This is a genomic window from Streptomyces sp. NPDC028910 (assembly GCF_055564955.1).
In genome coordinates, this window is sequence record NZ_JBVHVF010000006.1 from 50,417 (window position 1) to 73,552 (window position 23,136).

Here is a 23,136-nt window from a genome sequence, read left to right on the forward strand (position 1 = left end):
TGGAGAGTGGACGCGTGTCCAGACACATCCGGCGCGGCGTGGTGCTGCGCGCCTCGATCGCGGCCGTGGCGGCGGGCGCCGTACTGGCGACCGGGATCGCCGGACCGCAGCCGCGGTCCGGCGACGAGGCGGACCAGGCGCCCGTCGCCTCGACCGAGCCCGTACAGACCGAGGAGCAGGCGCTCACCGCCGCCAAGAAGAGCGGCAAGAGCGTCGAGGTAATCGGCAAGCGGACCGACCAGCGCGAGGTCTTCGCGGCGCCGGACGGAACCTTCACGGCCCGCGAGTACACCGAGCCGATCCGCACCGTCCAGGCGGGCAAGTGGGTCGACATCGACAAGAACCTGGTCAAGAACGCGGACGGCAGCTGGAGGCCCAAGGCGGCCACCGTCGGGCTGACGTTCTCCAAGGGCGAGGCCGGCAAGCCGTTCGTCTCCATGCGGCGCGCCAACCGTGAGATGGCACTGGTCTGGCCCTACGGGAAGCTGCCCGAGCCCGTGGTCGAAGGTGACACGGCGACGTACGCCGAGGCGCTGCCCGGCGTGGACCTCAAGGTGCGCGCGGAAGCGAACGGCTTCGGTCATCTGCTGATCGTCAAGACCCCGCAGGCGGCCGCCAATCCCCAGCTGGCCCGCCTCGACCTCGGTCTCAAGACCGAGGGCCTCGCCCTGAAGGAGGACGCCACCGGCGCCGTGACCGCCGAGGACAGCGCGGTGGGCGGCATCGTCTTCCAAGCCGGTCAGCCGACCATGTGGGACTCCGCCGCGGTCAAGGAGGCCTCGGCCCGCAAGCAGGGCCCGAAGGCGGTGGCCAAGGCTCTGTCCGCGGCGACGGCCGGCGCTCCGGCCGCACCGCAGACCGCTCCGGAGGCCGCGCTCCAGGGCCCGGGCGGTGGCGGCAAGACCGCCGCCCTCGGCATCGAGGTGGCCAAGGACCGTCTGACCCTGGTCCCCGACCAGAAGCTGCTCAAGAGCCCGGACACGGTCTTCCCCGTGGTCATCGACCCGATCCAGAAGACCACCGGCCGCTCGGCGTGGACCGCCGTCATGGACGGAAAGCCGACCACCGCGGAATGGCAGTACTCCGGCAGCGCCGGCGTCGGTAAGTGCCCGATCGACTACCACCCCGTGTCCTGCAACGGGGTCGGTGTGCGCCGGACGATGTACACGATGCCGCTCTCCTTCTACAAGGGGAAGCAGATCCTGAGCGCCACGTTCAGCGCGCGCGTGGAGCACGTGTACTGGGCGGACGCGACGGCCGAGCCGATCAAGCTGTACCGGGTCGGCGGCAAGGACTACAAGATCACGTCCAGCAGCAACTGGTCGAACACCGAGGCGAGTTGGACGGACTACCTCCAGACCGTCGATACGAAGATCCAGCCGACCTCGTGCTCCAGCCAGGCCAACCTCCATTTCGAGGGCGGCGACTCGGGGGAACTGACCTCCGAGATCAAGACGGCCGCCGCCGACGGCTGGAGCTCGATGACCCTGGGTCTGCGGGCCGGTGACGAGAGCTCGGTGGCCGGCTGGAAGCGGGTCTGCGGCAACGCGTACCTGTCGGTCAGCTACAACAACCTGCCGCGCCAGATCAAGACGAGCGACATGTTCACGGACAACGGTCCCTGTGTCTGGGGAGCCGCCCGCGAGTACTCGGAGACCCCGCCGCGCCTGCAGGTCATCGCGAGCGACCCGGACCACGGCAACGGCCGGACCGACCAGGTGAAGGTCGAGTTCAAGGTGGAGTGGACGAGTCCCACGGACGGCACGCCGCAGTCCTACACGCACGAGACCGGGTTCCTGGCGCCCACTTCCCAGACGAAGTTCGCCCACACCGTGCGCTCCACGATCCCGGAGAACACGGTCATCTACTGGCAGGCCCGGGCGCACGACCGTAGCGGCCCGGGACCTTGGAGCTCCGCCGGAGAGACACCGCAGCGCTGCGAGTTCATGTACGACAAGACGTGGCCCGGAAAGCCGAAGGTGGGCTCCTTCCAGTACCGCAACGACGACAAGCCCCACCACGGGGTCGGCATGTACGGCAGCTTCACCTTCTCCCCCAACCCCAACGACACGGTGGCTGACGCGGATGTCGTGAAGTACAGGTACACGTTCAAGGGCTCGGTGCCGGTGGAGGTCGACGCGATCAGCCCCGGTGGCCCGGCCATCGTGCAGTGGGCGCCCACGAGCCCCGGCCGCAAGTACGTCCAGGTGTCCGCGATCGACAAGGCCGGGCACTCCAGCGCCCCGAACTACTACGACTTCCTGGTCACCGAAGGCACTCCGGCCGTCGCCCAGTGGAACCTGGGCGACGCGCCCGGTACGAAAGAAGCGCACGAAGAGGGCGAGGACTACCCGGCCAATGTCGGAAACGGCGTCACCTTCGGTGTGGAGGGGCCGGGCGGCAAGGTGGACTCCGCCGCCCGCCTGGACGGCACGGCAGAGGCCTACCTCGCCGTCGGCAGCCCGGTGCTGGACACCGAGAAGGGCTTCAGCGTCAGCGCCTGGGTCCGAACCGACTCCCTCAACCGCGATATGACGGTGATCAGCCAGGACGGCTCCGGCGAGCCGGGCTTCAGCCTCGGCTACGACGCGGTCGCCAAGACCTGGGCCTTCTCGGCTCCGGTCACGGACGTGGAGTCGCTCGGTGAGTGGAAGGTCCTGGCCAAGAACTCCGACGGCCAGCCGCTCACCGTCATCCCGAACGAGTGGGTCCTGTTGACGGGCGTCTACGACGCCCACACCACCGAGATGCGCCTCTACGTCAACAAGGACGAGAAGGGCAAGGGCACGCGCGCCACGGCGTGGCAGTCCTACGGCCCGATGCAGATCGGCCGTTCCACCGCGCGAAGCGGTTACCGGGACAACTTCGCCGGCGACATCGCCGAGGTGCGCGTCTTCGAGCGCGTGATCAGCGCGGCACAGGTCGCCGAGCTCACGACGGTCAAGCCCGCCCGCAAGGCCTACTGGCAGCTGGAGTCGGCGACCGACGGGGTCTCCCCGGCGACGGGCGGCGGCCAGGGACTGACGCTCGCCGGAAACGCCCGGCTGTACTACCAGGCGGACGCGGCGTTCGACGAGCCCGGGCTCGTGGACCGGGGCCACCTCGTGCTGGACGGCGACGGCGACTACGCGACGAGCGCGACCGCGCCGGTGACCGGTTCGGGAAGCTTCACCCTGTCGGCGCGAGCCCAGCTCTCCTCGACGGGCTCGACCAGGTCGCAGACCGTCTTCTCACTGCCCGGCACGGCGGCGAACCGCCTTCAGGTCCGCTACCAGGCCACCACCCAGCAGTGGGAACTGGCGGTGGCCGGCTCCGACACGGCCACCGCGCCGGTGAAGATCTTCACCAACGATGTGGAGACGGCCGACGCGACCAATCCCGGCCAGCACCTGGCCGTGGTCTACGACGCCGTGGCCAATCAGATCAAGCTGTACGTCAACGGTGACCTCGTCTCCAAGGCGCACGGCGCCGACACCACCCTGTGGCCCGCCACCGGCGGCCTCCAGGTGGGCCGTTCGGCCCTGGGAGTCGACAAGGAGTACTTCGCCGGTGCCATCGACGAGGTCCGCGTCTACTCGGGTGCGGCCGACCCGGGTGCCATCCGTCAGATGTCCGGCCTGATCGGACTTCCTGACCTGTAAACGGCAGTCCCCGGGTGTGCCGGCTCCGTTCGCGGGACCGGCACACCCGGGCCTTTTCTGCCCCTTTCCCGCTCATCACCTCCTTCATCGCGGAGTGCACAGATGTCTCAACGCGGCCGATCACTGAATCGGCGCATATCCAGACGGTCGGTCGGTCTGATCGTCATCGGTCTCAGCCTGGCCATGTCCGCTTCGACCGTCCAAGCCGCCGAGTCCGCCAAGGGCAGCGGCCGGCCCGGCGTCCAGGACGTCGGCGATCCCGTCAAGGGGTCCAAGGCCAAGGCCAAGGGCCGGCCCGCGGACGCCGCCCGCAAGGCGGCCGTGAAACAACTCGGCAAGACGTCCTGGCCCGGCCGCGGCAGCGCCGACGTACCGGTGTCCCCGGAAGGGGCCAAGAACCCGGCCGAGGTGAAGATCGGCGGTCTGCCGGTCAGCGTCGCGGCCGCCCCGGCCGCTTCCCCGGCGCCGTCCGCCAAGCCCGGCGGCTCCGGTATCCCGTACACGAGGGAGCCCGGCCCCGCTCAGGTGAAGGTCGATGTCGTCGACCCGAAGCGGGCGGCCCGTCTCGGGGCCGGCGCGCTTCTGCGTGTCCACCGCGCGGACCAGGGCACCAAGGGAGCCACGGTCCGGCTCAACGTCGACTACGCGTCCTTCGCCGAAGGCTTCGGCGGGGACTACGCGTCCCGGCTGCGCCTGGTCCAGCTCCCGGCCTGTGCGGCGTTCGCCGACCCGGGCAGCGCGGCCTGTCCCGAGCTGCCGCGTCCGCTCCCGACGGTGAACGACACCACGTCCCGTACCGCGAGCGCCGAGGTCACCGCCGAACCGACGACGGCCGGCATGTCGGCGATGTCCACGCAGAGCACCTCGCTCGTCGCGCTGTCCGCGGGCAGTTCCTCCTCGCAGGGCAACTTCGGCGCCACGAACCTCGCGCCGTCGGCCAGTTGGAGCGTCGCGAAGTCCACGGGCGGATTCTCCTGGTCGTACCCGATGCGGTCGGTGCCGGTTCCGGGCTCACTCGCACCGTCCGTGAGCCTGTCGTACCACTCCCAGTCGATCGACGGCCGGACCTCCGCCACGAACAACCAGGGCTCCTGGATCGGCGAGGGCTTCGGCTACGAACCGGGCTACATCGAGCGCCAGTACAAGCCCTGCACCGAGGACGGCCACGACGGTTCGGCCGAGCAGTGCTGGGCGTACGACAACGCCACCATCATGCTGGGCGGCAACGCGTCCCAGATCATCAAGGACGACACGACCGGCCAGTGGAAGCTGACCGGCGCGGACGGCTCGAAGGCCGAGCGGTCCACGGGGGCGACCAACGGTGACAACGACGGCGAATCGTGGAAGATCACGACCGCCGACGGCACCGAGTACTCCTTCGGACTGAACCGGCTGCCCGGCTGGGCCACCGGAAACGAGGAGACGGGCTCCGTCTGGACCACCCCGGTCTTCGGCGACGACTCCGGCGAGCCCTGCTACAACGCGACCTTCACCAGCGCGCACTGCAAGCAGGCCTGGCGGTGGAACCTCGACCACGTCAAGGATCCGCACGGCAATGTGATGTCCTTCTTCTACGCGAAGGAGACCAACCACTACGCGCTGAACGGCAAGACGGACGTCAACGGCACGGCGTACGACCGCGGCGGCCACCTGAAGCGGATCGACTACGGTCAGCGCGACAACGCCGTCTACACCACCAAGGCCCCGGCGCGCGTCGTGTTCAACGTGGCCGAGCGCTGCCTCCCCGACGCGGCGTTCGACTGCGCCGAGACCAAGCGCACGACGGCCAACGCCGCGCACTGGCCGGACACCCCGGTCGACCGTGAGTGCAAGGCAGCCACGAAGTGCCAGGCCGACCAGATCTCGGCGACGTTCTTCACCACCAAGCGGCTGACCTCCGTCGTCACGCAGATGCGCAAGGACGCCACCCTCTACCAGGATGTCGACGCCTGGCTGTTCACCCACCTGTTCACCGACAACGGTGACGACTCGAAGACCCTCTGGCTCTCGAAGATCAACCACGAGGGCCGGGTGGGAACGGTCGCGAAGCTTCCGTCGCTGGAGCTGTACGGCATGCAGTTCGCGAACCGTGTCGACAAGACCGGCGACAACATCGCGCCGTTCCACCGCTTCCGCCTCGTCACGGTGGTGAGCGAGACGGGCGCCCAGCTCAACGTGAACTTCGCTCCCACCGATTGCGTCGCGACCGCTCTGCCCGCGCCGGGTGAGTCCGTCAAGCGCTGCTACCCGGTCAAGTGGGCGCCTCCCGGGTCCCTCGACCCGATCGACGACTGGTTCCACAAGTACGTCGTCGCGGAGATCACCGAGGTCGACCGCACCGGTGGCGGCGACAACATGACCACCCGCTACACCTACCAGGGGCCTGCCGGCTGGCGTCATTCCAAGCCCGACGGCATCACCCCGGACAAGTTCCTGACCTGGGGCGACTGGCAGGGGTACGGGAAGGTGACCGTCACCAGCGGTTCCCACGAACTCCAGCGCTCGCGCGTGGACTACACGTACTTCCAGGGGCTGAACGGGGACAAGCTCCCCGCGGGCGGGACCCGCTCGGCCAAGGTCACCGACTCCACGGGCGTCGAGTACACGGACGACGAGGACTACGTCGGCTTTGAGCTCGAAGCCGCCTCGTACGACCGTGGCGCGATCGCCAGCAAGGTCGTCAACACTCCGTGGAAGCACGACACCGCCACCCAGACGAAGAGCTGGGCCACGACGAAGGCGACCCTGGTCCGGACGGAGACCATCCGCGGATTCACGGCGCTGGCTTCCGGCGGGTGGCGCGAGACCCGCTCCAAGAGCAGCTTCGACACCGCGACCGGCACCGGCCGCGTCACCCAGGTCGACGATTCGGGCTGGGTCGTTCCCGCCACCGCTCCGGCCGCCGACATCGCGGCAGCGGCCAAGGACGACACGTGCACCCGCACGTGGTACGCGGACAACACGGCCGCCGGGAAGAACTTCCTGGGCCGGGTCAAGCGGACCGAACAGGTCTCGGTCGGCTGTTCGGTGACGCCGGACCGCAAGACGCAGGTCCTTTCGGACGACCGCAAGCTCTACGACTCGCTCGCCTACGGCGCTGCCCCGACCCGCGGTCTGGTCAGTTCCAGCGAACGCCTCGTCTCGCACGACGGCACCACCGCCACCTACCAGCAGACAGCCGCCTACACGCATGACGGCTTCGGGCGGGTGCTGACCGCCACGACCCCCGGGGACGGCAAGACCACCACCACCTACACCGAGACCAACGGCCTGACGACGTCCCTCAGGGAGGTCAACGCGCTCACCCACGCGACGGTCACCGACTACGAGCCGGCCTGGGGCCAGGCCCGGGGCCAGACCGATCCGAACGGCAAGCGCTCGGACCTCACGTTCGACGGCCTGGGCCGTGTCGCCTCGGTGTGGCATCCGGGACGGAGCAAGGCCACCGAGACCCCGACGACGAAGAACACGTACCTGGTCAGGACGGACGCCCCGCTCGCGATCAAGACGGAGAAGATCGAGAACGACGGAACCTACGGCGTCGAGTACACGCTGTACGACAGCCTGCTCCGCTCGCGTCAGAAGCAGTCCGAGGGCCCGGGCGGCAACCGCCTGGTCGCGGACCTCTTCTACGACAGCCGCGGCAAGGTGAAGACGGCGTACGAGACGTACTTCGCGGCCGGAGCACCCTCCGATCAGCTGCTGCTCGTGCGCAACGGCGATGTCGGTGCCCAGCACCTCACCGAGTACGACGACATGGGCCGCACGACGGCGGACATCTTCGCGGTCGGCGGGGCGGAGCAGTGGCGCACCACGACCCAGTACGCGGGCGATCGGACTCACGTTACGAAGCCCAAGGGCGGTCTGGCCACGACCTCGCTGACCGACTCCGCGGGGCGGCTGACCGAACTCCGCCAGTACAGCGGCAACGTGCCGGTGCTCACGGAGCCGGGTACGCCGTACACCTCGACGAAGTACACGTACACCCCCGCCGGTGCGCTGCACGTGGTGACCGACTCCGCGGGCAACACCTGGTCGTCCTCGTACGACCAGCGCGGCAGGCAGACCACGAGCGTCGACCCGGACCTGGGTACCTCGCACATGGCCTACGACGAGGCCGACCGGCTCATCTCGACCACGCACGCGTCGACGCAGCAGACCGTGTCCACCACGTACGACGGTCTGGGCAGGCCGACCTTCACCTATGACGGCACCGTGGCCGAGGGCAGGAAGCTCACGGAAACGCGGTACGACCGGGCCGGCATGCTCGGCACGGCGTACGCCTCACTGCGCTACGTCAACAGCACCGAGTACTTCGCCTCGGTGATCCAGCTCGTCGACGACTCCTACCGGCCCCTGAAGACCGCCTACTCGGTTCCCCAGTCGCAGGGCGTGGGACTGGCGGGGACGTACCTGTTCACCAGCACGTACAACCTCGACGGCAGCATGGACACCAGCAGCATGCCCGCTGTCGGCAACCTTCCCGCCGAGACGCTGGAGTTCGCCTACGACGAGATGCAGCGGCCCGTGTCGATGACGGGCACGACCAGCTACGTCACCAACACCTCCTGGTCCCCGCTCAGTGAGCTTCAGCAGCTGGAGCTCACGACGGGCACGAAGAAGGTGTGGGAGACCTTCCAGTACGAGACGGGCACCAAGCGGCTCATCCAGTCGCTGGTCGACGTGGCCGGATCCACGACGGGCCCCGCGAAGCGCGCCAACTACTCGTACGACCAGGCGGGCAACGTCCTGTCCGTCGCGGACACGGCCACGGCCGCTACCACGGATGTGCAGTGCTTCGCCTACGACGGCAAGCAGCGCCTGTCCGCCGGCTGGACTCCGGCCGCCGACACCCTCACCTCGAAGGGCGCCGGAACCGTCGGCACCGTCGCACCGGTATCCGGCTCGGCCCCGTCCGCCTGTGACGCGGCTCCCGGGACCCGGGCACTGGGCGGACCCTCCCCGTACTGGACGTCGTACAAGACGGACGCCATCGGAAACCGGACGGAGGACACCTCCCACGACATCGGCCTCGACGCCTCGAAGGACGTCACCCGTACGTTCCTCTACGGCGAGGGCGCGGCCGGACCGCACGGCGTCACCAAGGTACTGGCGAACACCCCGACGGGTGCTCGGGAGTCGTCCTACGACTACGACGCCGCAGGCCGGATGATCAAGCGCACCGAGGGCGGTGTCACCCACGACCTCGCCTGGAGCAGCACCCACGAACTGACGAGGTACGGCAAGCCGGACGACGTCACCACCCCGGACAAGAACGAAGCGTCGGAAACCACCTTCCTCTACGGTCCCAGCGGCGAGCGCGTCCAGCGCAAGGACTCCAGCGGCACCACCATCTACCTCCCCGGCATGGAGCTGAGCCTGGCGCCCGGAGCGGCGAAGGCGGCGGCGACGCGCTACTACACCTACGGGGGCCAGACCGTCGCGGTACGCACCGACGACAGCAAGGTCTCCTTCCTCGCCTCCGACCACCACGGCACCGGCGACCTCGCCATCGACGCCGTGACGGGGGCGGTGACCACCCGTCGCAGCGACCCGTACGGCAACCCGCGCGGGACGCAGCCGGCGGAAGGGGCATGGCCCGGCGAGAAGGGCTTCGTCGGCGGCACCATCGACGCGTCGACCGGTCTCACCCATCTCGGCGCGCGCGAATACGACCCGCTCCTCGGCAAGTTCATCTCGGGCGACCCCCTGATCGACTTCACCGACGCGCAGCAGATGAACGGGTACGCGTACGCGAACAACTCACCGGTCACCCTCTCCGACCCGTCCGGACTCCTCCCGTGCAAGGACGGAGCAGGATCCAACAACAGCTGCGCCACCCAGCCTTGCTGGATGACCGGCTCCTGCGACTCCGGCGGCGACAAGCCGAAGGGGGGCGGCCGGAACAAGGGCTCGTCCGAGGCCGAACAGCAGGTTCATGTCGCCGAGCAGAACCACCAGTCGGCCAACGATGTCGTCACCGAGGTCGCCGAGAAGATCATCGAGGTGATCAAGGACATCACCGGCATCGACGCGGTGATGGACTGCAAGGCGAACCCGACGGTGGGCACCTGCATGAAGGCCGCCTTTGAAATCGGCTCCAACTTCATCGGAGGCGCAGCCAAGTTTCTGCTCAACATGCCGAAGGTCATGAAGGCGCTCAGTCTGCTGCCGGACCTGGTCAAGTCCATCAAGAAGATCGACAAGACGAAGAAGGATCTGGACAAGGCAAACGACAGCCTCGAAAAGGCCAACAAGAGGAAGAAGGAAAAGGAGGATGACGACGATACCGAGTGCCATAGCTTCCTGCCGGGCACCCAGGTATTGCTGGCCGACGGCACCACCGAAAACATAGAGGACGTCGAACTCGGCGACGAGATCGCGACGACGGACCCCTCGACGGGCGAGACGGTCACGCGTGCGGTCGTGGGCACGATCGTGACGCAGGACGACAAGGACTTCGTCGACCTCACCATCAAGACCCCCGCGGCCCAAGCCTCGCTCGTCACGACCGTCACACACCCGTTCTGGGTGGAGAACGAAGGCCGCTTCATCGAGGCCGGCGAGCTGAAGCCCGGCATGCTCCTCCGCACCCCGGAGGGCGGCACGGTGCCGCTCGACGCCCTGCGCTTCTTCGCCGAGCGTCAGCAGACTCACGACCTCACCGTCGAGGGCATACACGCGTACTACGTGCTCGCGGACTCCACGCCGCTGCTTGTGCACAATTGCCCCACGGTCCGGATGCGGCACTATACGAACAGCGCCGGCGCGAGGGGCATCATGGAGTCGCAAATGCTCCGGTCCCGTGACCAGGGCAAGGTCTTCCTTCTCCCGGCGAAGGGAAAGCCGATGTCTCCGCATGACGCGGAGAGCAAGCTTGTCATCGGTCGTGGCCGTGGAAACAAGGTGCTGGAATTCGACGTACCGGCAAGTCGGATCACCAAGGAGTACAACAAGAAGCATGGTTTCTGGGAGTGGACTGTGGTGGGAGATGTGGCAGTGAAGAATGTGAAGATCGTACGATGACCGATGAGACCGAGGCACGAAAGGGAGCGGTAGAAATCTCCCTGGCTGATGCGATTGAAGCGACCCGAGATCTCAATGAGTATGTCGTCTCGCTGGACAGGATCCTCTCGCGCATCGGCACCGGAGGTAAGGACCCCGAGATCCTTTGCGACTACGTGGTGGATCGCAAGGTACTGGGTCGCTTGGCCAGGCTTCGGCATGTCATCTGCATGGCCCTGGAAGAGCAGTTGGGTGCGGACGCAGTAGATGAGATCGCCGAGGAGGCTTACTTCTACACTGACTGAACCACCATCTGAATGACCGACGGCCCGGGGCTCTGAGCCCCGGGCCGTTGTGGTCGCCACCCGTGTCGGGCTCTGGAACCGCGCAAGGCGACCGTGTCAGCACCGGTGGTGGTCTGGCCAGATGGCGGTCAGGTCATCACGCGACAGGGTGTCCAGCAGCCGTTCGCGGGCGTACACCCGGGTCAGTTCGGGGAACGCGTAGTGGGCCCCGTCGTTCTCCCACCGGACGATGTTGATGAGGTGGCTGTCGACGAAGAGCTGGAGCAGGCGCTCCACGCTCCGGCTGTCGCTGCCGAGGAGTTCGACGACGGACTCGGCGGTGAACTGCCTCGGCGGCAGGATGCTCAGCAACCGGAAGACGCTCTGCTCCACGCGTCCGAGCCCCTCGTAGCTGAGGTCGTACCGGGAGCGTACGTCGAGTTCTCCCAGACGGAGTTCGTCCAGCAGCTTCTCGGAACAGGTCAGTTGCAGGGCTAAGCCTGATAACGAGAGCCCGGGACTGCCGCTGAGGCGCCCCCCGATGCACCGCACCGCCAGAGGAAGACCACCGACCGTCTCCATCAGCTGGTTGGCGGCGAGCCGCTCGCGCTTGACCCGGGCCGATCCGATGATGCGCGAGAGCAGCTCCCTGCCCTCCGCCGTGTCCATGGCGTCGAGGTTGATGTTCCAGGCACCGCCCAGGCCGTGCAGGCGCCTGCGGCTCGTGATGACGACGGAGCACTGCGGATCGCCCGGGAGCAACGAGCGTACGTCCGCCAGCGACGACACGTCGTCCAGGAGTATCAGCAGGCGCCGGCCGACCGTGGTGGACCGGAACAGTTTGGACCGTTCCTCCAGGTCGGCGGGGATCTCGGATTCCGCGATCCCCAGGGCCCGCAGGAATCCATGGACCACTTCCGCGGGGTCCGGGCCCTCGCCGATGGAGCCGCGCAGATCCGCGTAGAGCTGGCCGTCCTCGAAGAACGGCCGGATGGTGTGGGACATGTGCACCGCGAGCGCGCTCTTCCCCACCCCCGGCATGCCGCTGATGACCGCGACGGCGGTGGCCGTGCGGGGCGGGGTGCGCTCCCCGCCCCGGGCCAGGACGGCCGGGGCCTGGCCGACGATGGACTCCTGTCCGGTGAAGTCGGCGATGTCCGGGGGGAGTTGTGCAGGAGCGGGGATGCCGCTCAGGGCAGCAGCGGGGCGGGAGACAGCGGTCACCGCCGTCTTCCCGGCTTCGCGAGGCGTGGCCGCGGCCTGCCGGTGCTCGATCAGGACGGGCTGCTGTTGGCGCTCGTACGGCACACCCACCGCGGCCTCCGACAACAGCGCCTGGTGCAGCGCCCGGAGCTCCTTGCCCGGTTCGAGACCGAGGTTGTCGATCATGCTGCGCCGCAGTACTTGATAGACCTCCAATGCCTCGTGACGCCGCCCGGAGCGGTGCAGCGCGATCATCAGCGAGGCGTGCACGTTCTCGTGCAGCGGGCGACTGAGGACGAGCGACTTCAGCTCGCTGATCAGCTCCTGATGGCGACCCAGCTGGAGATCGGCCTCGATCCGCAGGTCGAGGGCGCGCTCCCGGGACTCCTCCAGTCGCTGCGCTCGCCGCCCAGGCCCTGTCCGGGCGTTGGGGCGGGCCGCGGACTCAGACCGCGGCCTCCCACATGTCGCGCAGGGAGTCGGGCAGAGCGATGACCGGGCGCCAGCCCAACACCCGTTCCGCCCGGTGGATGTCGGCCTTGGTCCAACCACCGCCCTTGCTCTCCACCGGCCCGCCGGTCTCCCTGATCGTCCCGGGCGGGAATCCGGCCACCTCGACCAGGGTCGTCACCAGCTCGCGCATCGTCGGCGTCTCCCCGCGCCCGATGTTGAACACCGTGCCGCAGGCCCCCGCGTCGGCGGCCCGCAGGACCGCCGAGGCGACGTCGCGTACGTCGATGTAGTCGCGTGCGGCATCCGCGATCATCAGGTCCAGCCGCGCGCCCGGCGTCACCGCGCGCAGCCGGTGCAGCACGGTGCCCAGGAAGCTCGCCTCCGACGGGTGGGGCCCGCACACATTGACCGCGCGCAGCACGACCCCGTCGACGTCCCCGGCGCGGGCCGCCTCCAGCACGGCCTGCGAGCCGGCCAGTTTCGTACGGGCGTACGGGGTGCTCGGATCCGGCGCCACCGACTCGTCGATGGCGGTACCGGGCGCTACGAACCCGTACTCGTGGATGCTGCCGACGTGGACGAAGCGCGGGCGCGCGGGCAGCGCGGCGAGGCCTGCGAGCACACGGTCCACCAGCCGCACATGGGCGTGCTGCATCGCCTCCTCGGTCACGGCCCATCCGCCGGTGGCATTGACCACGACCTGCGCGTTCCGCGAGGCGAGGAGTTCGGCGATCTCCCGGGGATCCGCCGATGCCACGTCCAGCGCGAGGAAGGGGTGGCCGGCGGTGTGCGGAGCGGGCCGCCGGGCCACGCCCAGCACCTCGTGTCCCGCGCGCGAGAACACCGCGCTCACCTGTCGTCCGATGCTGCCGCTCGCGCCCAGCACGACGACCGTGCCGGGCCGGCTCGCGTCACCGGTCGTCACGTGTGACCCGGCGTTCGCGCACCTTCAGTTCGCCGTCCACCCGCACCAGCACGTCGTCGCACACGCACATCAGGTGGAGCCTGGGGCTGCCGCCCCGGGGCGTGGCGGTGATCTGCGCGTACGAACGGACGCTCAGCGCACCGTCCTCGCGCGGCTGGACCGACACCATGCTGAGCAGATGCCGGTGCACCTCGCCGGCCTCGGCCAGCTCCGCTGCGGCCTTGTGGACGCCCGTGGCCAGGGCGGCCCGGCCGACGACCGGTTCCGGCAGCGAGGGCGGCGCGAAGGATCCGCCCTCGGTGAAGGTCAGCGCCCAGCCCTCGCCGTCCCCGGCGTCCAGCAGATGCATGTGGTGGGCGTAGAACTGTTGCACTTCGGCATAGAGGGACTCGACCGACGACGAGGTTCCCATCGGCATTGCCACCGCGTCCTCCTCACGCTAGTCCCGTTCGGGTCCGAACGGGCGGCACCCGCGAACGATTCCCGACGCCCTTCGACATCGGCTCGAACGCGACGCGCCGGAGCCGAGCGAGGCTTGAGCGCTTCTCCGTTCGGGCGGAGCACGATCTGGCTCGTCGGCGCGAGCGGTTCGTACGGAGGAGGTCCGTGTGCGGTTGATCGACCTGTCATCGGCGGTGGATGCCACGGCCCACGAACCGGATCCCGTGGTGCACGAGGTGCTGACCCCTCGTCAGGGGGCGGAGCACATGAGCACGGAGATGCGCACGCACTTCGGGCTCGACTTCGATCCGGACGAGCTGCCCGGCGGAGAGTTCCTGTCGCTCGATCGGATCACCCTGACCTCGCACACCGGCACGCACGTCGACGCGCCGTCCCACTACGGCTCCCGCGCCGGGTACGGCGACGGCATACCGAAGCACATCGACCGGATGCCGCTGGAGTGGTTCTGCAACCCGGGGATCGTGCTCGACCTCACCGATGCGCCGACCGGTGTCGTCGGCGCGGAGCGACTGGAGAAGGAGTTCGAGCGGATCGGCCGCACCCCGGCTCCGATGGACATCGTCCTGCTGCACACCGGTGCTTCGGCGCGGGCGGGCACCCCGGAGTACTTCACCGAGTTCGCCGGGCTGGACGGACCGGCCGTGCACCTGCTGCTGGACCTGGGGGTGCGGGTGGTCGGGACGGACGCGTTCAGCCTGGACGCCCCGTTCACCGACATCATCGAACGGTACCGGCGCACGGGTGACCGTTCCGTGCTGTGGCCGGCCCACTTCGCCGGCCGCGACCGGGAGTACTGCCAGATCGAGCGCCTGGCGAACCTCGACGCGCTGCCCGCGCCGTACGGGTTCACCGTCGTGTGCTTCCCCGTGAAGATCGCGGGCGCCGGCGCGGGCTGGACCAGGGCGGTCGCCATGGTCGACGAGTGACCGGGCCCCTTCGAGCGACACCGACAGGAGAGCGGATGTACGGACAGGAGCTGGCGGAGGTCTACGAGATCTTCTACCGCAGCCGAGGCAAGGACTGGCCGTCCGAGGCCGCCTACGTGACGGAACTGGTGCGGTCGCGGTGTCCGGACGCGGATGCCCTGCTCGACGTGGCGTGCGGCACCGGGGCCCATCTGGAGACCTTCGGGACGCTGTTCGGGCACACCGAGGGCCTGGAGATCGCGGAGCCCATGCGGGAGCTGGCCCGTCAGCGGCTGCCGGAGGTGACGGTGCACCCCGGCGACATGCGCGCCTTCGACCTCGGCCGCACCTTCGACGCGGTCGTGTGCATGTTCTGCGCCATCGGCTACCTGGGCAGCGTGTCCGACATGCGGGACGCGGTGCGGTCGATGGCCCGGCACCTGCGCCCCGGTGGTGTGCTCGTCATCGAGCCGTGGTGGTTCCCCGAGGACCATGTCGAGGGCTACGTCGCCGGTGACCTCGGCCGGGAGAACGGCCGTACCGTGGCCCGTATCTCGCACTCGACCCTCCAGGGCCGCGCGACCAGGATGGAGGTGCGGTTCCTGGTCGGCGACCGCGACGGCATCAGGGAGTTCACCGAGGTCGACGTCCTCACCCTCTTCACCAAGGAGGAGTACCTCGGGGCGTTCACCGACGCGGGGTGCACCGTCGCATTCCTCCCCGGCGACCCGACCGGCCGCGGTCTGTTCGTCGGTGTACGGCAGTAGGACCCAGCCAGGCGCGTGCCGGAGACGAGCGGAGACAGTGACTCAGCCATGACCACTTACGTATGGGACTACCTGCGCGAGTACGAGAACGAGCAGGACGACATCCACGACGCGATCGAGACCGTGCTCCGGTCCGGACAGCTCGTGCTCGGCGCCAGCGGACGCGGCTTCGAGGAGGAGTTCGCCGCCTACCACGGGGTCGGGCACGCCGTGGGCGTCGACAACGGCACCAACGCGATCAAGCTGGGGCTCCAGGCGATCGGTGTGGGTCCCGGCGACGAGGTGATCACGGTCTCGAACACCGCGGCGCCGACCGTGGTCGCCATCGACTCCGTGGGGGCGACGCCCGTCTTCGTCGACGTCCACCCCGACACGTACCTCATGGACACCGAGCAGGTGTCCGCCGCCGTCACCGCGCGCACCACGTGTCTGCTCCCGGTGCATCTGTACGGCCAGTGCGTGGACATGACGGCGTTGCGGGCCGTGGCGGACGAGCACGGCCTGCTGGTCTTCGAGGACTGCGCGCAGGCCCACGGCGCCCGCCGGGACGGACGGCTCGCCGGTACGTGGGGGGCCGCGGCCGGGTTCTCCTTCTACCCCACCAAGGTGCTCGGAGCCTACGGCGACGGCGGCGCCGTCATCACCTCGGACCCGAAGGTGGACGCCGGTCTTCGGCGGCTGCGGTACTACGGCATGGAGGAGCGCTACTACGTCGTCGAGACGCCGGGGCACAACAGCCGCCTGGACGAGCTGCACGCGGAGATCCTGCGCCGCAAGCTGCGCAGGCTCGACGCGTACGTCGAGGGCCGGCGTGCGGTGGCGCGCAGGTACGCCGAGGGACTCGCCGACACCGATCTGGTGCTGCCGTCGATCGCGCCGGGCAACGAGCACGTCTACTACGTCTACGTGGTGCGTCATCCACGACGCGACGCCATCATCGAGGCGCTGAAGAGCTACGACATCCTGCTGAACATCAGCTACCCGTGGCCGGTCCACACCATGACGGGCTTCGCCCACCTCGGATACGCCAAGGGGTCCCTGCCGGTCACCGAGTCGGTGGCCGGCGAGATCTTCTCACTGCCCATGTACCCCTCGCTGGACCCGGCGGTGCAGGACAAGGTGATCCGCGCACTCCACGACGTCCTGGCGACGCTGTGAGTCCTGTCCCTCCTGTCCCCACCGGGCGGGACGGCGCCGGGCGCCGCCGGGTCCGCATGGGCGTGCTCGGCTGCGCGGACATCGCGCTGCGCCGGATGCTCCCGGCCATCGCGACGGCCGATTCGGCCGAACTGGTCGCGGTGGCCAGCCGGGACGCGGCGAAGGCGGAGCGGGCGGCGGCCCGGTTCGGGTGCGCCGGAGTCAAGGGCTACCGGACGCTGCTGGAGCGGGACGACATCGACGCGGTGTACGTCCCCCTCCCGCCCGCGCTCCACTTCGAGCTGGTGGCCGAGGCGCTGCGGGCGGGCAAGCACGTGCTGTGCGAGAAGCCGCTGTGCACGACCCACGCGGAGGCCGCCGAGCTGATGGAGCTGGCGCGGCGGCACCGCCGGATCCTCGCCGAGAACTTCATGTTCCTGCATCACTCCCAGCACGCCGGGGTACGGTCGCTCGTCGACGCGGGCGCCATCGGCGAGCTGGAGGTGCTGTCCGGTTCGTTCGGGGTACCGCCGCTGGATCCCACGGGATTCCGGTACGCCTCCTCGCTCGGCGGCGGGGCGCTGCTGGACGTCGGTGTCTATCCACTGCGGACGGCACAGATGTATCTGTCCGGCGAGCCCGAAGTGCTGGCGGCCACCCTGCGGGTGGACGACGCGACCGGGGTGGACGTGGCGGGTACGGCCCTCCTGTGCGCCCCCGACGGCGTCGCGGCGCAGCTCGAGTTCGGCTTCCGGCACTCGTACCGCTCGCGCTACGCGCTGTGGGGCGGCGAAGGGCGGATCTCGGTGGAGCGGGCGTACACCCCGCCGGAGCTGCTGAAGCCGGTGGTCCGACTCCAGCAGCAGGACCGGTTGACCGAGCTGGCGATGCCCCCGGACGACCAGGTGCGCAATGCGCTGGCCGCGTTCACCGGCGCCGTCCTCTCCGGCGGGGAAGGCCCGGTCGGCGAAGCGGAATCGCTTCTCCAGGCACGGCTGGTCGAGGACGTCCGGAAGGTCGCCAGGATCGTCACCGGCTGAACGGCCCCTCGCCCTCCCCGCGCCGGTCAGCCCTCTCCGTTCGCGGTCCACGGACGGAGCTTCTCCGGGTTGCGGACCGCCCAGATGCGACTGATGCGGCCGCCGGCGAGGCCGAACGCCGCCACGGTCACGGTGATGCCGGCGTGCTGGGCGACCAGGCCGGGCCGGCCGTTGACCGTCCGCTCCAGGAGCGTCAGCCCAGGGGCTTTGCCAGCGATGTGGATCAGGTACTGGGCGATGCGCTCGCCGCCCTCGACCGGGCGCAGGGCAGCGCCGACCAGGCCGCCGCCGTCGGCGGTCATCGTGGCGTCGGGGTCGAGAAGGCCGACGAGGGCCTCGATGTCCTTGGCCTCCCACGCCTCTTTGAAACGCCGTACCAGACCGGCCTGCCCGGCCGTCGGGACCGCCGGTGCCTGCGCGGCGCCGACACGTCGACGGGCCGAGGACGCCAGCTGCCGGCAGGCCGCGGGCGTCCGGCCGACGATCTCGGCGACCTCGGCGAAGGGGTACCGGAAGACGTCGTGCAGGATGAACGCCACGCGTTCGGCCGGCGTCATCGACTCCAGGACGACGAGGAAGGCCATGTTCACCGACTCGTCCAGAGTGACCCGGTCGGCGGGGTCGTCCGGCTCGGCCCGGCCGCCGCCCGTTCGCCCGCCGGACCACTCCCCGCGGTCGGGCAGCGGCTCGGGTATCCATGCGCCGACGTACCGCTCGCGCCGTACCCGCGCCGAGACGAGCATGTCCAGGCAGATGCGGCTGGCCACCGTCGTCAGCCAGGCGCCGGGCGACTCGATGGCCTCCTGCTGTTGCCGCGACAGCGCGTACCAGCGGGTGCAGGTCTCCTGCACGGCGTCCTCGGCCTCGGCAAGCGAACCGAGCAGCCGGTAGGCGAGACCGATCAGCTGGCGCCGCTCGCCGACGATCGCGCTCAGGCCCGGGTCGGACGGGTCATGCCCTGGTTCGGACGGGGTGCTCATCGGGGGGACCGCTCCCTGCTTCTTCTCGTCCGCTTCCGCGCTTCGCCTCACATTTCGCGGGCCCACTTCGTCGGACCACCGAGACAGTACCGATCCACCGCCGCGAGGCAGAAGAGGGGGGCCACGTCATGGCCACACGGACGACGGCAGCACAGGGCAGACTCACCTTCCTGCACGTGGCGATCGCCCTGCAGACCTTGTCCCTGCTCTTCCAGGCGGTCACCGCCGGAATGCTGCTCTCCTCGTCCCACGGCGCGGTACTGCACGACGTCGGATCGCGCGTGATGTACGGCGCGTCGATGCTGTACGTGCTCGCCGCGATCCTGGCGTGGCGGCCGGGCGGCGGGTCACCCCGTCCCGTCCTGTACGCGTCCGGCTTCCTCGTACTCGCTTCGGTACAGGTGGTGCTGGGCATCGCGCACATGCCGTCGCTCCATGTCCCCCTGGGCATCCTGATGTTCGCCCTGAGCGTGCTGGCCCTGGGCCAGGTGCGGACGAGGAACCCCGCCGCGTCCAGGTGACCGGCCACCACCAGGGCGCGGCGGATTGTGGCGCCCCTTGCCATGAGCGCTCGGACCCCGTCACGGTTACGGTCCCTTCCAGCCATCCCCACGGGGTGATCCGACTCACGTCGCAGGAGGGGTTCGTGAAAACGTTTCTCGGTAGGCCGGGGGTGCGCGGCAGGGCCGCCGCCGTCCTGGCTCTGGTCATTCTCGCGACGGTCGGCGCTCCGGCGGGACCGGCGGCGGCGGCAACGGTCCCGCCCTCGCCGGGCGAGCTGAAGCCCTACGTCGTCGACGGGGTCTACAGCGCGGGAATATCGTCGGGTGGCTATATGGCCACGCAACTCCACGTGGCCTACTCGGGCACGTTCGACGGTTCGGCGGTCTTCGCGTCCGGACCCCACTACTGCGCGCGGAACAACCTCGGAACCGCCCTCAACGCCTGTATGAACACCACACAGGACCTACAACTGGCCACGCTGAAGCAGACCACGACCGACTGGTCGGCGCAGGGCGCGATCGACGACGCGGCGGGCCTGTCCGGCGACCCGGTCTACGTTTTCAGCGGTACGGGCGACTCGACGGTCAAGCAGCCCGTGGCCACTGCCCTGGCCGACTACTACGGCCACTTCGGCGCGAACGTCCGCTACGACAGGAGCACCGCCGCGGGCCACGCCTGGATCAGCCCGCTGGGACCGAACTCCTGTTCCGTGACCGCGAGTCCCTTCATCAACCACTGCGGCTTCGACGCCGAACGCGACTTCCTCGGTCACCTGCTCGGCACGGTCAGCTCCCCCGCCGCCTCCCCCACCGGCGCACTCATCCAGTTCGACCAGAACAAGTACGTCCCCGGGGGACGGGCCAAGCCGGTCTCCATGGACGAGAAGGGCTTCGTCTACGTACCCCGCAGCTGCGCCGGCGGCGCCGCCTGCAAGGTGGTCGTCACCCTGCACGGCTGCAAGCAGGGCTACTCGTACCAGGGCTTCGGCACCACGTTCATCGACACGGCGTACATGAACGAGTACGCGGACACCAACAACCTCATCGTGCTCTACCCGCAGGCCGTCGCCACGGCCACGCTGGACAATCCCAACGGCTGCTGGAACTGGTGGGGATACCTCGGTGACTCCGCCTACGCCCGGCACGGCGGCAGGCAGATCGAGGCGATCACGGCCATGGTCCGCGCGCTCGGGGGTGACGGCGGAGGCACGACGCCGCCGACCGGCAGCGTGACGCTGCCGAGCATCGACGCGGAGGACGGCTACGTCAAGGCGGCGGCCGACGGCTCCGACCCGACCGTGGGTACGCTCGAGGGAACGTCCGGTCTGGCTCTGGCCCGGGGCAGTGACGGCAAGTTCAACCGGACGCTCCTGTCCTTCGACACCTCGGCCATCCCCGCCGGCAAGGCCGTCACCCGGGCCTACGTGACGCTGACCAGGAGCAGCGGCTCGGGCGACCCCTGGGCGAGCCCGGCCGGCAACCGGCTCCTCGTGGACGTCCAGAACGGCTGCCTGGGCGGCTGCCCGGTCGAAACCTCCGACTGGGCCGCCACCACGACGGCCCGGGGCGCGGCCGAGATCGGTTCCTTCTCCTCGGGCGTCAAGGCGTCCGGCAACCTCACGTCAGCCGGCCTGGACGCGATCAACCGCTCCGGCCGGACCCAGGTCCGGTTGCGTTTCGAGCAGAACCAGGCCTCGACGGCCTACCTGTTCGTGAACAGGGACACGCAGGCGACCCTCACGGTCGAGTACCAGTAGGACCAGTGGGACCAGTGGGACCAGTGGGACCAGTGGGCGTACGGCTCAGCGCTCCGGCGACAGCCGGTGGAGCCGGAGTGCCAGCTGGAGCTCCAGGGACCGGCCCGGGGTGTTCCAGTCCGGGCCGAGGATGCGGGTGATCCGGTCGAGCCGCTGGACGACGGTGTTCACGTGGACGTGCAGAACGGTCTTGGTCCGGGTGAGGCTGCCGCTCTGCGCGAAGTAGGCCTCCAGGGTGCCGGTCAGGTCCGTTCCCCGTTCGGTGTCGTAGTCCAGGACGGGGCCCAGGGTGCTGCGTACGTACCCCGCGACCCCGGCCTGGTCGCCGAGGAGTACACCGACGAAGCCGAGATCGGCCAGCGCGCCGCCGCGGCCGCTCTGGCCGAGGGCGCGCAGGGCGGAGAGACAGCGCAGGGCCTCGGCGTGCGCGTCCGCGAGTCCGGCCGGCCGGGCTACGGGCCCTGCCGCGCCGACGGTGACCTCGGCGCCGACCGCCCGGCCCAGCTCGGCGGCGAAGGCCTGGGCGGACGGGCCGGGATCCGCGGTCGGTACGACGAGCACCACATGCCCGTGGTGGAGTCCGGCCAGGCCGCCCTGGGCCTGCGCGCTACGGGCGGCCGCGGCGAGCAGCCGGTGCCGTGAGGCGCCGCTCTCGGCGTGCGTGACGAACACCCCTTGAGGGCGGCCGAGGTTGAGGCCGAGCCGACGGGCCCGGGTCGCGAGGCTGCCGGGGTCCCCGGTCGCGGACAGCAGGTCGCCCAGCAGCTCTCCGCGTACCCGGTCCTCCGCTTCCGCGACGGAACGGCGCAGCAGCAACAGCAGGGCGGTGACCACACCGGCGCGCTCGAACAGCAGACGGTCGGCGTCCGCGAGGTCCGGGCGGCCGGTCAGGGCGATGCTGCCGAGCAGTTCGGGCCCGGCCAGTACGGCGCACACCCAGGTCCCGTCGAGGGGGACGGCCCGGCCGCTGGCCCGTGAGGCCGCCACCGCCTGGGTGGGCGCGGGCAGCGGATCCGTCCCCGTACGGGCCAGTTCGGCGCCCTCGGCGTCGTGGACCAGGATGCCGCCGTCCAGGATGCCGGCGATCTGCGCGGCCACTCCGCCGGCGTCGACCCCCCGCAGAACCAGGTCGGTGAGCCGGTCGTGGGCCTGCTCGGCACGGCACATGGCCTCGCTCTGGGCCCGGATGGTCTCCGTCGCGGAGTTCAGCTCCACCAGCGCTGCCCGGGTCTCCTCCAGCAGCCGGGCACCGTCGATGGCGATGGCGGCGTGGTCGGCCAGCGAGGACAGCAGCGCGACCTCGTCGGGGGTGAACTCGCGGGCCGTACGGTCGGCGGCGTAGAGCACCCCGATGACCTGCGCCCCGACGCGCAGGGGCACGCCCAGGATGGCCCGCAGCCCTTCTTCCAGCACGGCGCTGTCGATGGGGCCGGTGTGGTGGAAACGGGTGTCCGCCTGGTAGTCCCCGGTCGCGTAGGGGCGGGCGGTCTGGGCGACGAGGCCGCCGAGCCCTTCGCCCATGCCGAGCCGGACCCGCTGGAAGGCCTCGGCCACCGAACCGTCGGTGACCCGCATGTAGGTGTCGCCCGCGGCGTCGTCGTTGAGGGAGAGATAGGCGACGTCGGTGCCGAGCAGCAGCTTGGCCCGATGGACGATGGCCCGCAGTACCGCGTCCAGATCGCGCAGGGCCGCCAGGTCGCTCGCGGTGTCGAACAGCGCGGTGAGCTGGGCCTCGCGCCTGCGGTGCTGGCTGAGGGTGCGGCGGATGCGCAGGGCCACGTCGGTGGCCTCGGCCAGTGCGGCGAGCTCGGCGGAGCCGGCCCCGGCCTCCTTGGCCTCGGCGGCGGGGCGGGCGAACGCCTCGGCGGACGCGCCCTGGACCAGCAGGTCGAGCAGTCGCCGCGCACCGCCGGGGGCGTCATCGGTCACGCTGGGGAGCATACGGGGGTCCGCCTCCACGGTCGGCGTCGGTACGGAAACGTACGGGACGTACGAGAACGTACGAGAACGTACGGGAACGGAGCTGCCCGCCGTGCCCCTCCCCCTGCGGGCGGGCGGCACGGCGGGCGGACCG

Annotated in this window: 14 protein-coding genes; 9 read left to right on the forward strand and 5 right to left on the reverse strand. The window is 69.8% G+C overall.

Annotated elements, in window-relative coordinates:
- Window positions 1-14 precede the first annotated feature (14 nt).
- The 3 genes from ACZ4TV_RS10785 to ACZ4TV_RS10795 all read left to right on the forward strand — a co-directional run bounded on the left by ACZ4TV_RS10785 (window position 15) and on the right by ACZ4TV_RS10795 (window position 10,951).
- A complete protein-coding gene (locus tag ACZ4TV_RS10785) occupies window positions 15-3,641 on the forward strand; it encodes a LamG domain-containing protein (RefSeq protein WP_468132956.1) in 3,627 nt (1,208 codons plus the stop codon).
- 183 nt (window positions 3,642-3,824) lie between these two features.
- Window positions 3,825-10,667: an HYD1 signature containing ADP-ribosyltransferase family protein gene (locus tag ACZ4TV_RS10790; protein ID WP_468132958.1), complete on the forward strand. Its 6,843-nt coding sequence runs from the start codon at window positions 3,825-3,827 to the stop codon at window positions 10,665-10,667.
- Window positions 10,664-10,951, forward strand: coding sequence for a hypothetical protein (locus tag ACZ4TV_RS10795; RefSeq protein ID WP_468132960.1), 288 nt, complete (start codon window positions 10,664-10,666; stop codon window positions 10,949-10,951). Before ACZ4TV_RS10790 ends, ACZ4TV_RS10795 begins: the two co-directional genes overlap by 4 nt.
- A 96-nt stretch (window positions 10,952-11,047) precedes the next feature.
- On the opposite strand, the gene ACZ4TV_RS10800 is transcribed toward ACZ4TV_RS10795, so the two are convergent.
- The 3 genes from ACZ4TV_RS10800 to ACZ4TV_RS10810 are packed head-to-tail and all read right to left on the reverse strand — an operon-like array spanning window position 11,048 to window position 13,929.
- A complete protein-coding gene (locus ACZ4TV_RS10800) occupies window positions 11,048-12,685 on the reverse strand; it encodes a BTAD domain-containing putative transcriptional regulator (RefSeq protein ID WP_468132962.1) in 1,638 nt (545 codons plus the stop codon).
- Window positions 12,579-13,511: an NAD-dependent epimerase/dehydratase family protein gene (locus ACZ4TV_RS10805; protein WP_468132964.1), complete on the reverse strand. Its 933-nt coding sequence runs from the start codon at window positions 13,509-13,511 to the stop codon at window positions 12,579-12,581. The genes ACZ4TV_RS10800 and ACZ4TV_RS10805 overlap by 107 nt, the downstream gene beginning before the upstream one ends.
- Complete coding sequence (locus tag ACZ4TV_RS10810; RefSeq protein WP_468132966.1) at window positions 13,498-13,929, reverse strand: nuclear transport factor 2 family protein; 432 nt, start codon at window positions 13,927-13,929, stop codon at window positions 13,498-13,500. The genes ACZ4TV_RS10805 and ACZ4TV_RS10810 overlap by 14 nt, the downstream gene beginning before the upstream one ends.
- A gap of 190 nt (window positions 13,930-14,119) precedes the next feature.
- On the opposite strand from ACZ4TV_RS10810, the gene ACZ4TV_RS10815 reads away from it, so the two are divergent.
- Genes ACZ4TV_RS10815 through ACZ4TV_RS10830 form a run of 4 tightly spaced genes read left to right on the forward strand, consistent with a single transcriptional unit; the run spans window position 14,120 to window position 17,822 of the window.
- Window positions 14,120-14,899: a cyclase family protein gene (locus ACZ4TV_RS10815; RefSeq protein WP_468132968.1), complete on the forward strand. Its 780-nt coding sequence runs from the start codon at window positions 14,120-14,122 to the stop codon at window positions 14,897-14,899.
- Between the two features lie 35 nt (window positions 14,900-14,934).
- Entirely contained in the window at window positions 14,935-15,645 is a 711-nt protein-coding gene (locus ACZ4TV_RS10820; RefSeq protein WP_468132970.1) for a class I SAM-dependent methyltransferase, read from the forward strand.
- 48 nt (window positions 15,646-15,693) lie between these two features.
- Window positions 15,694-16,803, forward strand: coding sequence for a DegT/DnrJ/EryC1/StrS family aminotransferase (locus ACZ4TV_RS10825; protein ID WP_468132972.1), 1,110 nt, complete (start codon window positions 15,694-15,696; stop codon window positions 16,801-16,803).
- The gene (locus tag ACZ4TV_RS10830) at window positions 16,800-17,822 is read left to right on the forward strand and encodes a Gfo/Idh/MocA family protein (RefSeq protein WP_468132974.1); all 1,023 of its coding nucleotides are present in this window, start codon (window positions 16,800-16,802) and stop codon (window positions 17,820-17,822) included. Before ACZ4TV_RS10825 ends, ACZ4TV_RS10830 begins: the two co-directional genes overlap by 4 nt.
- Before the next feature lie 26 nt (window positions 17,823-17,848).
- On the opposite strand, the gene sigJ is transcribed toward ACZ4TV_RS10830, so the two are convergent.
- Window positions 17,849-18,802, reverse strand: coding sequence for an RNA polymerase sigma factor SigJ (gene sigJ, locus ACZ4TV_RS10835; RefSeq protein WP_468132976.1), 954 nt, complete (start codon window positions 18,800-18,802; stop codon window positions 17,849-17,851).
- Window positions 18,803-18,930: 128 nt separating this feature from the next.
- Between sigJ and ACZ4TV_RS10840 the strand changes: the two genes are divergently transcribed.
- Window positions 18,931-19,323: a hypothetical protein gene (locus ACZ4TV_RS10840; RefSeq protein WP_468132978.1), complete on the forward strand. Its 393-nt coding sequence runs from the start codon at window positions 18,931-18,933 to the stop codon at window positions 19,321-19,323.
- A 125-nt stretch (window positions 19,324-19,448) separates the two neighbouring features.
- The gene (locus ACZ4TV_RS10845; protein WP_468132980.1) at window positions 19,449-21,062 is read left to right on the forward strand and encodes an extracellular catalytic domain type 2 short-chain-length polyhydroxyalkanoate depolymerase; all 1,614 of its coding nucleotides are present in this window, start codon (window positions 19,449-19,451) and stop codon (window positions 21,060-21,062) included.
- Between the two features lie 45 nt (window positions 21,063-21,107).
- Here the strand turns inward: ACZ4TV_RS10845 and ACZ4TV_RS10850 are convergent, their stop codons facing one another.
- Window positions 21,108-23,003: a helix-turn-helix domain-containing protein gene (locus ACZ4TV_RS10850; protein WP_468132982.1), complete on the reverse strand. Its 1,896-nt coding sequence runs from the start codon at window positions 23,001-23,003 to the stop codon at window positions 21,108-21,110.
- Window positions 23,004-23,136 lie beyond the last annotated feature (133 nt).